Annotated in this window: 13 protein-coding genes; 7 read left to right on the top strand and 6 right to left on the bottom strand. The window is 61.8% G+C overall.

Annotated features, from left to right (window positions below; translation table 11 throughout):
- Nucleotides 1-40 precede the first annotated feature (40 nt).
- The 3 genes from M5B98_RS22095 (at nt 41) to M5B98_RS22085 (ending at nt 4007) form a co-directional block, all read left to right on the top strand.
- Nucleotides 41-1405, top strand: a complete 1365-nt coding sequence (locus tag M5B98_RS22095) for an MFS transporter (RefSeq protein ID WP_085711879.1) — start codon at nt 41-43, stop codon at nt 1403-1405.
- An 11-nt stretch (nt 1406-1416) separates the two neighbouring features.
- Nucleotides 1417-2970 carry a galactarate dehydratase gene (gene garD, locus M5B98_RS22090; RefSeq protein ID WP_248743969.1) on the top strand — a complete coding sequence of 518 codons (1554 nt, stop codon included), beginning with the start codon at nt 1417-1419 and terminating at the stop codon, nt 2968-2970.
- A gap of 95 nt (nt 2971-3065) precedes the next feature.
- The gene (locus tag M5B98_RS22085) at nt 3066-4007 is read left to right on the top strand and encodes an AEC family transporter (RefSeq protein ID WP_248743968.1); all 942 of its coding nucleotides are present in this window, start codon (nt 3066-3068) and stop codon (nt 4005-4007) included.
- Nucleotides 4008-4016: 9 nt separating this feature from the next.
- Here M5B98_RS22085 and M5B98_RS22080 read toward each other — a convergent pair whose 3' ends face one another.
- The 6 genes from M5B98_RS22080 to gatC form a co-directional block, all read right to left on the bottom strand.
- Entirely contained in the window at nt 4017-4397 is a 381-nt protein-coding gene (locus M5B98_RS22080) for a carboxymuconolactone decarboxylase family protein (RefSeq protein WP_085685699.1), read from the bottom strand.
- A complete protein-coding gene (locus M5B98_RS22075) occupies nt 4394-5455 on the bottom strand; it encodes a calcium/sodium antiporter (RefSeq protein WP_248743967.1) in 1062 nt (353 codons plus the stop codon). The genes M5B98_RS22080 and M5B98_RS22075 overlap by 4 nt, the downstream gene beginning before the upstream one ends.
- A gap of 46 nt (nt 5456-5501) precedes the next feature.
- Nucleotides 5502-5876: a septal ring lytic transglycosylase RlpA family protein gene (locus tag M5B98_RS22070; protein ID WP_248743966.1), complete on the bottom strand. Its 375-nt coding sequence runs from the start codon at nt 5874-5876 to the stop codon at nt 5502-5504.
- A 145-nt stretch (nt 5877-6021) separates the two neighbouring features.
- Entirely contained in the window at nt 6022-7467 is a 1446-nt protein-coding gene (gene gatB, locus M5B98_RS22065) for an Asp-tRNA(Asn)/Glu-tRNA(Gln) amidotransferase subunit GatB (protein ID WP_114881417.1), read from the bottom strand.
- 10 nt (nt 7468-7477) lie between these two features.
- On the bottom strand, nt 7478-8929 hold the full coding sequence (gene gatA / locus M5B98_RS22060) for an Asp-tRNA(Asn)/Glu-tRNA(Gln) amidotransferase subunit GatA (protein ID WP_085711800.1): 1452 nt from the start codon (nt 8927-8929) through the stop codon (nt 7478-7480).
- A 16-nt stretch (nt 8930-8945) separates the two neighbouring features.
- On the bottom strand, nt 8946-9233 hold the full coding sequence (gene gatC, locus M5B98_RS22055; protein WP_007953612.1) for an Asp-tRNA(Asn)/Glu-tRNA(Gln) amidotransferase subunit GatC: 288 nt from the start codon (nt 9231-9233) through the stop codon (nt 8946-8948).
- A gap of 211 nt (nt 9234-9444) precedes the next feature.
- On the opposite strand from gatC, the gene mreB reads away from it, so the two are divergent.
- From mreB to M5B98_RS22035, 4 genes are all read left to right on the top strand, one after another.
- Nucleotides 9445-10482, top strand: a complete 1038-nt coding sequence (gene mreB, locus M5B98_RS22050) for a rod shape-determining protein MreB (RefSeq protein ID WP_002555108.1) — start codon at nt 9445-9447, stop codon at nt 10480-10482.
- A gap of 141 nt (nt 10483-10623) precedes the next feature.
- Nucleotides 10624-11757, top strand: a complete 1134-nt coding sequence (mreC, locus tag M5B98_RS22045) for a rod shape-determining protein MreC (RefSeq protein ID WP_119426693.1) — start codon at nt 10624-10626, stop codon at nt 11755-11757.
- Nucleotides 11757-12248, top strand: a complete 492-nt coding sequence (gene mreD, locus M5B98_RS22040) for a rod shape-determining protein MreD (protein ID WP_085711798.1) — start codon at nt 11757-11759, stop codon at nt 12246-12248. Before mreC ends, mreD begins: the two co-directional genes overlap by 1 nt.
- 43 nt (nt 12249-12291) lie before the next feature.
- On the top strand, nt 12292-12888 hold the full coding sequence (locus M5B98_RS22035) for a Maf family protein (RefSeq protein ID WP_248743964.1): 597 nt from the start codon (nt 12292-12294) through the stop codon (nt 12886-12888).
- The last annotated feature ends 17 nt before the right edge of the window (nt 12889-12905 follow it).

Raw genomic sequence — 12905 nt, 5'->3', positions numbered from 1 at the left:
GTTTTACCCGCATAAAAATAATCAGTGGGAGTACATCTACATGCAATCGTCCAAGCCGACTCACGTCCGCTATTTGATTCTGCTCATGCTGTTCCTGGTGACCACGATCAACTACGCCGACCGCGCCACCATCGCGATCGCCGGTTCCAGTTTGCAAAAAGACCTCGGCATCGACGCGGTCACCCTCGGCTATATCTTCTCTGCATTCGGTTGGGCCTACGTGGCCGGGCAAATTCCTGGCGGCTGGCTGCTCGATCGCTTCGGTTCGAAAAAAGTCTATGCCCTGAGCATCTTCACCTGGTCGCTGTTCACCGTGCTGCAAGGCTTCGTCGGTGAGTTCGGCATGTCCACGGCCATCGTCGCGTTGTTCATGCTGCGCTTCCTGGTCGGGCTGGCCGAGGCGCCATCGTTCCCCGGCAACGCACGCATCGTCGCGGCCTGGTTCCCGACCGCCGAACGCGGTACGGCTTCGGCGATCTTCAACTCGGCACAGTACTTCGCCACCGTGCTGTTCGCGCCTCTGATGGGCTGGATCGTCTATGCCTTCGGCTGGGAACACGTGTTCATTGTCATGGGCGTGTTCGGCATCCTGTTCTCGCTGATCTGGCTGAAGGTTATCCACAGCCCGCGCCAGCACCCGATGGCCAACGAAGCGGAAGTGAAATTCATCGCCGACAACGGCGGCATGGTCGACATGGATCAGAAGCAAGGCAAAAAGGCTGACGGCCCGAAATGGGATTACATCCGCCAGTTGCTGACCAACCGCATGATGCTCGGCGTTTATCTGGGCCAGTACTGCATCAACGGCATCACCTATTTCTTCCTGACCTGGTTCCCGGTGTACCTGGTGCAGGAGCGCGGCATGACCATTCTGAAGGCGGGTTTCATAGCCTCGTTGCCGGCGATCTGCGGTTTTATCGGCGGAGTTCTCGGCGGGGTGATTTCCGATTACCTGCTGCGCAAGGGCCACTCGCTGACCTTCGCCCGCAAGGCGCCGATCATTGCCGGTCTGCTGGTCTCCAGCAGCATCGTCGCGTGCAACTATGTTGAAGTGGAATGGATGGTGGTCGGCTTCATGGCCCTGGCGTTCTTCGGTAAAGGCGTGGGCGCACTGGGCTGGGCGGTGGTCTCCGACACCTCGCCGAAACAGATCGCCGGTCTGAGTGGCGGCCTGTTCAACACCTTCGGCAACATCGCCTCGATCACTACGCCGATTGTCATCGGCTACATCATCAGCTCCACCGGTTCGTTCAAGTGGGCGCTGGTGTTCGTCGGTGCCAACGCACTGGTGGCGGTGTTCAGCTACCTGGTGATCGTCGGCCCGATCAAACGTGTGGTACTGAAAGAGCCGCCAACCAATGGCGGTTCCGAAGCCACCGGTAAATTGTCTCAAGCGCATTCCTGAGGAGCGGCGCCATGCAGTTGATTGAACATTCCGACTCGCCGCGCTACATCCGCCTGCACGAGCGGGACAACGTAGTGGTCGTGGTCAATGACCAGGGCGTTCCGGCCGGCACCGCGTTCGCAGATGGCCTGGTGACGGTGGATTTTGTGCCGCAGAGCCACAAGGTCAGCCTCGTGGATATCCCCGAGGGCGGCACGGTGATTCGCTACGGCCAGATCATCGGCTACGCGTTGCAGCCGATTCCCCGTGGCAGTTGGGTCAAGGAAGATCAACTGCGCATGCCGACCGCGCCACCGCTGGACAGCCTGCCGCTGTCCACCGAGGTGCCGGCCGCCCAGGCACCGCTGGAGGGTTACACCTTCGAGGGTTATCGCAACGCTGACGGCACCGTCGGCACGCGCAACATCCTCGGGATCACTACCACCGTGCAATGCGTCACCGGGGTGCTGGATCACGCGGTCAAACGCATCAAGGATGAACTGTTGCCGAAGTATCCACATGTCGATGACGTGGTGGCGCTGACCCATAGTTACGGTTGCGGCGTGGCCATCACAGCCACCGACGCCTACATCCCGATCCGCACCGTGCGCAATCTGGCGCGCAACCCGAACCTCGGTGGCGAGGCGCTGGTGATCAGCCTCGGCTGCGAGAAGTTGCAGGCCGGGCAGGTGATGCACGAGGACGATGCGTCGGTGGATCTGAGCGAGCCTTGGCTGTATCGCTTGCAGGATTCCAGTCACGGTTTCACCGAGATGATCGAGCAGATCATGGAACTGGCCGAAACCCGTCTGAAGAAACTCGACCAGCGCCGCCGGGAAACCGTGCCGGCGTCCGAGCTGATCCTCGGCATGCAATGCGGCGGCAGCGATGCGTTTTCCGGGATCACCGCCAACCCGGCGCTGGGTTATGCCTCGGACTTGCTGCTGCGCGCAGGGGCGACGGTGATGTTTTCCGAAGTCACCGAAGTGCGCGACGCGATTTACCTGCTGACCTCTCGGGCCCAGAGCAAAACCGTTGCCGAAGAGCTGGTGCGCGAGATGGACTGGTACGACCGTTACCTGGCCAAGGGCGAAGCGGATCGCAGCGCCAACACCACGCCGGGCAACAAGAAGGGCGGATTGTCGAACATTGTCGAGAAGTCCTTGGGCTCGATCGTCAAATCCGGCAGCAGCGCGATCAGCGGTGTGCTCGGCCCTGGGGAACGCTTCAAGCAGAAGGGGCTGATTTTCTGTGCAACGCCGGCGAGTGATTTTGTCTGCGGTACGTTGCAACTGGCGGCGGGGATGAACCTGCATGTGTTCACCACCGGGCGTGGCACGCCTTATGGTCTGGCCATGGCGCCGGTGGTGAAGGTGTCGACCCGGACCGAACTGGCGCAGCGCTGGCCGGACCTGATCGACATCGATGCCGGGCGGATTGCTACCGGTCGCGCGACCATCGAGGAGTTGGGTTGGGAGTTGTTCCACTACTATCTGGATGTGGCGAGCGGCAAGCAGCAGACGTGGGCCGAGAAGCACAAGCTGCATAACGACATTACGTTGTTCAATCCGGCGCCGATTACTTGATGGTTGATCGTTGCCACGCGCTGCGTGGGAACGATCGGGGTGAAAGTGGCTTATCATTAGCCCCCTAACGACGCTCACCTTCAAGGCTCCCCGGCATGCTGGCAATCTTCCTCGAAACCCTGAACATCACCGCGCCGGTGTTTGCCATGCTGTTTCTCGGGGTGCTGCTCAAGCGCATCGACTGGATCAACGACAACTTCATCCACACGGCGTCGTCGCTGGTGTTCAACGTCAGCATGCCGGCGCTGCTGTTTCTCGGCATCCTGCATGCCGACCTGCACGCCGCGCTGCAACCGGCGCTGCTGATCTACTTCGCCGTCGCCACGCTGGCCAGTTTCGCCCTGGCCTGGGGCTGGGCGATTTTCCGTTGCCCACGTGAAGATCGCGGCATCTACACGCAAGGTGCGTTTCGCGGCAACAACGGAGTGATCGGTCTGGCGCTGGCGGCGAGCATGTACGGTGACTACGGGATTTCCCTCGGGGCGATTCTCGCGGCGCTGGTGATCCTGTTCTACAACACCCTGTCGACCATTGTGCTGGCGGTGTACAGCCCGGTGATCAAGTCCGATCCGTGGAGCATCTGCAAAAGCGTGTTCAGCAATCCGCTGATCATCAGCGTGATCGCGGCGGCGCCGTTTGCCTGGTTCAAGATCGGTCTGCCGGGCTGGCTGGAAACGTCGGGCCAGTACCTGGCGCAAACCACGCTGCCACTGGCGTTGATCTGCATCGGCGGCACGCTGTCGCTGGCGGCGCTGCGCAAGAGCGGGAGCATGGCGCTCAGTTCCAGCCTGGTGAAGATGATCGGCCTGCCGGTGTTCGCCACGCTGGGTGCCTGGCTGTGGGGCTTTCGCGGGGCGGAGCTGGGGATTCTGTTTCTGTACTTCGGCAGCCCGACGGCAGCCGCCAGTTTTGTCATGGCCCGGGCGGCCCAGGGCAATCATGAACTGGCGGCGGCGATCATTGTGTTGACCACGTTGATGGCGGCGGTGACCACCAACGTCGGAATATTTCTGTTGCAGTGGGGCGGGTGGATCTGAGGCTGGCCGTTACTCAGGCTTCTGGTAACTGTCGATCACTTCCTGCGCCGCCCGAAACGCATCGATCGCCGCCGGTACGCCGGCATACACCGCGCAATGCAGCAGCGCCTCGCGGATCTCATCGACCGTGCAGCCATTGTTCAACGCACCGCGCACGTGGCCCTTCAATTCCTGCGGGCACTTCAACGCGGTCAGCGCGGCGAGGGTGATCAGGCTGCGGGTCTTCAGCGGCAGACCTTCGCGATTCCACACACCTCCCCAGGCGTGTTCGTTGACGAAGTCCTGCAAGGGTTGAGTGAATTCGGTGGCGTTCCCCAAAGCGCGATCAACGAACGCATCGCCCATTACCTGGCGGCGGATTTCGACCCCGGATTTCTTCGATTCGGTCATGGCACATCCCTCTTGTGGTGTTGGCGGCGCCAGGCACGCACCGACGTGAAAAACAGAAACGTCAGCAGCGCCGGCAGGACATAAAACAGCATCAACCGTTCGAGCTTGCCGGCCAGCGGCATGCCGGTGGTGAACGACACCACGTGCAGCCCATACGCCAGGTACAAGCCGAGCAGTAACAAACCTTCGGCCCGGGTCACGCGGTAGCCGGAGTAGAACACCGGCAGGCACAGCGTGGCGACGCCGAGCATCACCGGCAGGTCGAAATCCAGCGCGTTGGGCGACACCGACAGTGGCGTCGGGGCGATCAGCGCGGTGATGCCCAGGACCCCGAGCAGGTTGAACAGGTTGGCGCCGATCACGTTGCCTACGGCAATGTCCCGCTGACCGCGCAATGCGGCGATCAACGAAGTGGCGAGTTCCGGCAGCGAAGTACCGACCGCGACCACGGTCAGGCCGATCACCCGTTCGGAGAACCCGAGATCGGTGGCCACTGCGACAGCGGCACCCAGCAGCAAATGCCCGGCGAACACCAGCATGGCCAGACCGGCGACGATCATCAGCAGGCTGGTGAACCAGGGGGCCGGCTGAGTCTGTGGATGATCTGAATGTGGGCGGGCAGAGTGGCGCGACTGGCGCAATAGCAATCCGAGATACAGTCCCAGTGCGGCCAGCAGCAGGATGCCGTCGAAACGGCCGATCTCTTCGTTCCAGGCCAGCACGAACACCAGCAGGCTGGCGCCGATCATCAGCGGGATGTCGAGGCGCACCAGTTGCCGTGAGACGCGCAATGGGATGATCAGCGCCGACAGGCCGAGGGTCACGAGGATGTTGAAAATGCTGCTGCCGATCACGCTGCCGACCGCGATGTCGGGGTTGTGTGTCAGGGTCGCTTGCAAGCTGACCGCCATTTGCGGGGCGCTGCTGCCGAGGGCGACGATGGTCAGACCGATGATCAGCGGCCGCACATGCAGGCGCGCGGCCAGGCGCACGGCGGCGCGCACCATCAGTTCGGCACCGGCGATCAGCAGGAACAGCCCACAGAGCAGTTCGATCACGTTGATCAGCGGTAAATCGGTCAGTCCGAAAATGGCGGGCGCTCCATCAGTCGTCGAGGGCCTGCACGCGAACCCGTGCCGTGCCACTGCCAATCATGCCGAGGCGTTCGGCGGCTTCCCGTGAAACATCGATAATGCGCCCACGGGTGTGCGGCCCGCGGTCATTGATACGCACCACGCAGGATTTGTCGTTTTTCAGGTTGGTGACCTTCACCCGGGTGCCGAACGGTAACTGGCGGTGGGCGGCGGTCAGGGAGTTCTGGTTGAACGCTTCGCCGCTGGCGGTGCGTTTACCGTGGTGTTTGGCTCCGTAATAGGAGGCGACGCCGGTCTGGTCGTAACCGTGCGGGTCGATGACATCGGTGCTGGCGCAACCGGCCAGCAAAGAGAGCAGGGCGCAGGCGCCGAGCAGACGTTTCATTCAAAAGCTCCCAAGTGATCGTTCCCACGCTCCGGCGTGGGAATGCACCCCGTGACGCTCTGCGTCACACCGCAATGGACGCGGAGCGTCCGAGGCGGCATTCCCACGCAGAGCGTGGGAACGATCCTCGGGCGCGGGGCCATCGTCAGCCTTCGAGCTTGCTTTTCAGCAGTTCGTTCACTTGCTGCGGGTTGGCCTTGCCCTTGGAGGCTTTCATGGCCTGACCGACGAAGAAGCCGAACATCTTGCCGCGCTTGGCTTCGTCTGCCGCACGGTATTGCTCGACCTGCTCGGCGTTGGCCGCGAGCATTTCGTCCAGCACCGCCGAGATCGCGCCGGTGTCGGTAACCTGCTTCAGGCCGCGCTTTTCGATGATCTCGTCTGCGCTGCCTTCGCCGTTGGCCATCGCTTCGAACACAACCTTGGCGATCTTGCCGGAGATGGTGTTGTCCTTGATGCGCAACAGCATGCCGCCCAGTTGCTCGGCCGAAACCGGCGAATCCTCGATGTCCAGGTTCTGTTTGTTGAGCAGGCTGCCCAACTCGACCATCACCCAGTTCGCCGCCAGTTTGGCGTCGCCGCCAATGCTCGCGACTTTCTCGAAGTAGTCCGCTTGTTCACGGCTGGTGGCCAGCACGTTGGCGTCGTAGGCCGACAGACCGAAGGCACTCTGGAAACGCTCGCGCTTCTGCGGTGGCAGTTCCGGCAGGGTGGCGCGCACGTCGTTGAGGAACGAATCCTCGATGACCACCGGCAGCAGGTCCGGATCGGGGAAGTAACGGTAGTCGTTGGCTTCTTCCTTGCTGCGCATCGGACGGGTCTCGTCCTTGTTCGGATCGTACAGACGGGTCTGCTGGATCACTTTGCCGCCGTCTTCGATCAGGTCGATCTGACGCTGGATCTCGGAGTTGATCGCCTTCTCGATGAAACGGAACGAGTTGACGTTCTTGATCTCGCAGCGGGTGCCGAACTCGACCTGGCCTTTCGGACGTACCGACACGTTGCAGTCGCAACGCAGCGAACCTTCGGCCATGTTGCCGTCGCAGATGCCCAGGTAACGCACCAGCGCGTGGATCGCCTTGACGTAGGCCACGGCTTCCTTGGCGCTGCGCATGTCAGGCTCGGAAACGATTTCCAGCAGCGGCGTGCCGGCACGGTTCAGGTCGATGCCGGTGGCACCGCTGAACTCTTCGTGCAGGCTCTTGCCGGCGTCTTCTTCCAGGTGCGCGCGGGTGATGCCGACGCGTTTGACCGTGCCGTCTTCCAGGGCGATGTCCAGGTGGCCCTTGCCGACGATCGGCAATTCCATCTGGCTGATCTGGTAGCCCTTCGGCAGGTCCGGGTAGAAGTAGTTCTTGCGGGCGAACACGTTGTGCTGACCGATCTCGGCGTCAATCGCCAGACCGAACATCACCGCCATCCGCACCGCTTCCTGGTTGAGCACCGGCAGCACGCCGGGCATGCCCAGGTCAATCAGGCTGGCCTGGGTGTTCGGCTCGGAACCGAACTGGGTGGAACTACCGGAAAAGATTTTCGACCGGGTGGTGAGCTGGGTGTGAATCTCCAGCCCGATCACGACTTCCCATTGCATGTGTGTCTCCTCAGAAGCCGGTTGGGGTGCGGGTGTGCCAGTCAGTGTTCAACTGATACTGGTGGGCAACGTTCAACAGGCGACCTTCCTGGAAATACGGAGCGAGCAGTTGCACGCCGACCGGCAGACCGTCGACGAAACCGGCCGGCATCGACAGGCCCGGCAGGCCCGCGAGGTTGGCGGTGATGGTGTAGACGTCTTCCAGGTAGGCAGCGACCGGGTCGCTGTTCTTGGCGCCGAGTTTCCAGGCCGGGTTTGGCGTGGTCGGGCCGAGGATGATGTCGACTTCATTAAAGGCAGCCATGAAGTCGTTCTTCACCAGGCGACGGATCTTCTGCGCTTTCAGGTAGTAGGCGTCGTAGTAACCGGCGGACAGCGCGTAGGCACCGACCATGATCCGGCGCTGTACTTCAGGCCCGAAGCCTTCGCCACGGGAGCGCTTGTACAGGTCTTCCAGGTTCTTCGGATCTTCGCAGCGGTGGCCGAAGCGCACGCCGTCGAAACGCGACAGGTTGGAAGAAGCTTCCGCCGGAGCGATCACGTAGTAAGCCGGAATGGCGTGCTGCATGTTCGGCAGGCTGATTTCCTTGATCACGGCACCGAGCTTCTGCAGCTCCTTGATGCTGTTCTGGATCAGGTCGGCGATGCGCGGATCGAGACCGGCGCCGAAGTATTCCTTCGGCACGCCGATGCGCAGGCCTTGCAGCGAACCGTTCAGACCGGCGGCGTAGTCCGGAACTGGCTCATCGATGCTGGTGGAGTCATTCGGATCGAAGCCGGCCATACCTTGCAACAAAATCGCGCAGTCTTCGGCCGTACGAGCCAATGGGCCGCCCTGATCGAGGCTGGAGGCGTAAGCGATCATGCCCCAGCGCGAAACACGACCGTAGGTCGGTTTCAGGCCGGTGAGGTTGGTGAACGCGGCCGGCTGGCGGATCGAACCGCCGGTGTCGGTGGCCGTAGCGGCTGGCAGCAGACGAGCGGCAACTGCCGCCGCCGAACCACCGGACGAGCCGCCCGGTACGTGTTCCAGGTTCCACGGGTTTTTCACCGCGCCGTACCAGCTCGACTCGTTGGCCGAACCCATGGCGAATTCGTCCATGTTGGTCTTGCCCAAAGTCACGGTGCCGGCGGCGGCCAGCTTCGACACCACGGTGGCGTCGTACGGGGCCTTGAAGTTGTCGAGCATCTTCGAGCCGCAGCTGGTGCGGATGCCCTGGGTGCAGAACAGGTCTTTGTGGGCAATCGGCGCGCCGAGCAGGGCGCCGCTCTCACCGTTGGCCCGGCGCACGTCGGCGGCTTTCGCCTGCTCGAGGGCCAGCTCTTCGGTGAGGCTGATGAAGCTGTTGAGCTGCGGATCGAGCTGGGAAATGCGCGCCAGCAGGACTTTGGTCAGCTCTTCGGAAGAAAACTTTTTATCGGCGAGACCGCGGGCGATCTCGGCCAGAGTCATTTGATGCATTGCAGGCTCTTTCCCTTTAGTCGATGACTTTCGGAACCAGATACAGGCCGTTTTCGACCGCTGGTGCGATGGACTGATAAGCCTCGCGGTTATTGCTTTCGGTCACGACGTCGGCGCGCAGGCGCTGACTGGCTTCCAGCGGGTGGGCCAGCGGCTCGATACCGTCGGTATTGACCGCCTGCATTTCGTCGACCAGCCCGAGAATGCTGTTGAGGGCCGAAGTGATGTGTGGAAGATCGGCGTCATTCAGGCCAAGGCTGGCCAGATGAGCGATTTTTTCCACGTCGGAGCGTTCTAGCGCCATCGGGTTTCTCCAGTGGAAAACAGGACGGACGGCGTCCGTGTGTTAGATTGTCGGAACACTACCGCACTTCTACGGTCATAAGGCCGCGATTGTGGGGCTTGGTGCACAGAAAAGCGGCCAATTTAACATATTGGCGCCTTGCCCAAAATCCCTGTCGTTGTTAGAGTTTGCCGCACTTTTTTACCCACGCGTTGCCTAGGGTCCCTTTCCCATGTTCAAGAAACTGCGTGGCATGTTTTCCAGCGATCTTTCCATTGACCTGGGCACTGCCAACACCCTTATTTACGTGCGCGAGCGCGGTATCGTCCTGAATGAGCCATCGGTGGTGGCCATTCGGACACACGGTAACCAGAAAAGTGTCGTTGCTGTCGGCACCGAAGCGAAGCGCATGCTTGGCCGTACGCCGGGCAACATTGCTGCCATTCGTCCGATGAAGGACGGCGTGATCGCCGACTTCAGCGTCTGCGAAAAGATGCTGCAATACTTTATCAACAAGGTTCACGAAAACAGCTTCCTGCAGCCCAGCCCACGTGTGCTGATCTGCGTTCCATGCAAGTCCACCCAGGTTGAGCGTCGCGCCATCCGTGAATCGGCTCTTGGCGCCGGTGCCCGTGAAGTGTTCCTGATCGAAGAGCCGATGGCTGCCGCGATCGGTGCCGGCCTGCCGGTTGAAGAAGCACGCGGCTCGATGGTCGTGGATATCGGTGGCGGTACCACCGAAATCGCGCTGATCTCCCTGAACGGTGTGGTCTATGCCGAATCCGTACGCGTTGGCGGCGACCGCTTCGACGAAGCGATCATCACCTACGTGCGCCGCAACTACGGCAGCCTGATCGGCGAGTCGACTGCCGAGCGCATCAAGCAGGAAATCGGCACGGCCTACCCGGGCGGCGAAGTTCGCGAAGTCGACGTTCGCGGTCGCAACCTGGCCGAAGGCGTTCCACGCGCATTCACCCTGAACTCCAACGAAGTGCTGGAAGCTCTGCAAGAGTCCCTGGCCACCATCGTTCAGGCTGTGAAAAGCGCCCTGGAGCAATCGCCGCCGGAACTGGCTTCCGACATCGCCGAGCGTGGCCTGGTGCTGACCGGTGGTGGCGCGCTGCTGCGTGACCTCGACAAGTTGCTGGCCCAGGAAACCGGTCTGCCGGTGATCGTTGCCGAAGATCCGCTGACTTGCGTGGCTCGCGGCGGTGGCCGTGCACTGGAAATGATGGACAAACACACCATGGACCTGCTCTCCAGCGAATAAGTCGCCGGGTGCAATACGTGGGTGAGCGCGCAGGCAGCACTTTGCAGTGCTGCCTGTTGGCGTTTATCTTCTGTCAGTCTTCATCCAGGCCGGTTTGATGCCGTATGAATAAACAGAACATTTGCCTGGGAGGAGCGGCCTATTAAACCGCTTTTCGCCAAGGGCCCCTCACTGGGCGTGCGCTTGTTGGTGCTGGCCGTGCTGTCGGTCGCGCTGATGGTGGTCGATGCCCGTTTCAGCCTGCTCAAGCCTGCCCGCAGCCAGATGTCGCTGGTGCTGATGGACGCTTACTGGATCACCGACCTGCCCGGCAGGCTGTGGGAAGGTGTCGCCAGTCAGTTCGGCAGCCGCACCGAGCTGGTCGCCGAAAACGAAAAACTCAAGACCGAGAACCTGCTGTTGCAGGGTCGCATGCAAAAGCTTGCCGCCCTCACTGAGCAGAATGTCCGTCTGCGCGAGTTGCTCAATTCCTCCGCGCTGGTCAACGAGAAGGTCGAAGTGGCCGAGCTGATCGGCATGGACCCGAATCCCTTCACCCATCGCATCATCATCAATAAAGGTGAGCGCGACGGCGTGGTGCTCGGTCAGCCGGTGCTCGATGCACGCGGCCTGATGGGGCAGGTGGTCGAGCTGATGCCGTACACCTCCCGTGTCTTGTTGCTGACCGACTCGACCCACAGTATTCCTGTGCAGGTGAACCGTAACGGTCTGCGGGCGATTGCCAGTGGCACCGGTAACCCTGAGCGTCTGGAACTGCGGCATGTGGCCGACACTGCCGATGTCAAGGAAGGCGATCTGCTGGTCAGCTCCGGCCTTGGCCAGCGTTTCCCGGCCGGTTACCCGGTGGCGACGGTCAAGGAAGTGATTCATGACTCGGGCCAGCCGTTCGCCATTGTCCGTGCCGTGCCGACTGCCGCGCTGAACCGCAGCCGCTACCTGTTGCTGGTGTTCAGCGACAACCGTACGGCTGAAGAGCGTGCCAACGATGCGGCGCAGGCTCAGGAAAATCTTGATGCGTTTGGTGGTGGCCCGATCATTCCGGCCACGGTGCCGAAAACGGTGAATACACCGGCTCAGGCTCCTGCTGCGTCGGGCACCCCTGCCACTGCACCCGCTGCTGCTACGCCGGCCAAGCCCGCCGCGAGCAAGCCGCCAGCGAAACCACCCGCAGCGACTCCGGCAGCGAGCAAGCCGCCGGCCGCTCAGCCTGCCAGTGCACGGCCGGCCGCCAAACCGCCTGTCACTGCGCCGGCCACCACAGGGGGACGAGAATAATGGTCGGTGTCAAAGCCTCCCGAAACGGCTGGATCGTCTGGCTGACGTTTCTGATCGGCATGCTGCTCAGCGTGTCGCCGTTACCGCAATTCATGGAAATCCTGCGCCCGCTGTGGCTGGCCCTGCTCCTGGCATTCTGGGCACTGGCCCTGCCGCAAAAGGTCGGCATGGTCACTGCATTTTGCCTCGGGCTTGCTGAAGACGTGCTGTACGGCACGCTGCTGGGACAGAACGCCTTGATCCTGACGTTGATCACATTCCTGGTGCTGTCGTTGCAGCAACGCCTGCGGATGTTCCCGATGTGGCAGCAGTGCCTGGTGATCCTGGTGATCTTCGGCCTCGCGCAGCTTGTGCAATTGTGGCTCAGTGCCCTGACCGGCAACCGCCAGCCGACCCTGGCGCTGGTTTTGCCGGCACTGGTCAGTGCCTTGCTCTGGCCGTGGGTCAGCTTCGCTTTGCGTGGATTGCGCCGGCGCTACAAAATCAACTGATTCGGTCAGGCATTTGCCCAAACCTCGACAGGGAGATGTCTTGATGGAAAAGCTATACCTCGCCTCAGGATCGCCGCGTCGGCGTGAATTGCTCACGCAGATCGGCATCCCGTTTACCGCCATCAGCGCGGATATCGATGAAACCCCTTTCACCAATGAATCCCCATCGGCCTATGTCGAGCGCCTGGCGCGCGGCAAGGCCGAGGCCGGGCGGCGCTCTGTCGTCAGCGATAAACCGTTTTGCGTATTGGGCGCCGATACCGCTGTGGTGCTGGACGGCAAAATTCTCGGTAAACCGGTGGACGAAGCCGACGCATGCGCCATGCTGATGATGTTGTCCGGCAAGGAGCACGAAGTGCTGACCGCCATCGCCGTGCTTGACGGTGAGCGCTGCGAGTCGCAAGTGGTGCGCAGTCTGGTACGGTTCCGGGCGATCAGTCGCGAAGAAGCCGCCGCCTACTGGGCCAGCGGCGAGCCTCGGGACAAGGCCGGCGGTTACGGCATTCAGGGACTGGGCGCGGTGTTCGTCGCCGGTCTCAACGGCAGCTATTCGGCTGTGGTCGGTTTGCCAGTGTGCGAAAGCGCAGAACTGCTGGGCCATTTCGGCATACCCTGTTGGCAAAACCTGAGTGCGCAGTAAGCGTCGAACGGAACAAG

Source organism: Pseudomonas sp. MWU12-3088, from assembly GCF_023242405.1.
GTDB classification, from domain to species: Bacteria; Pseudomonadota; Gammaproteobacteria; order Pseudomonadales; family Pseudomonadaceae; genus Aquipseudomonas; species Aquipseudomonas kribbensis.
The sequence above is the reverse complement of the archived record's forward strand: the minus strand, read 5'-3'. Positions and strand labels throughout refer to the sequence as shown.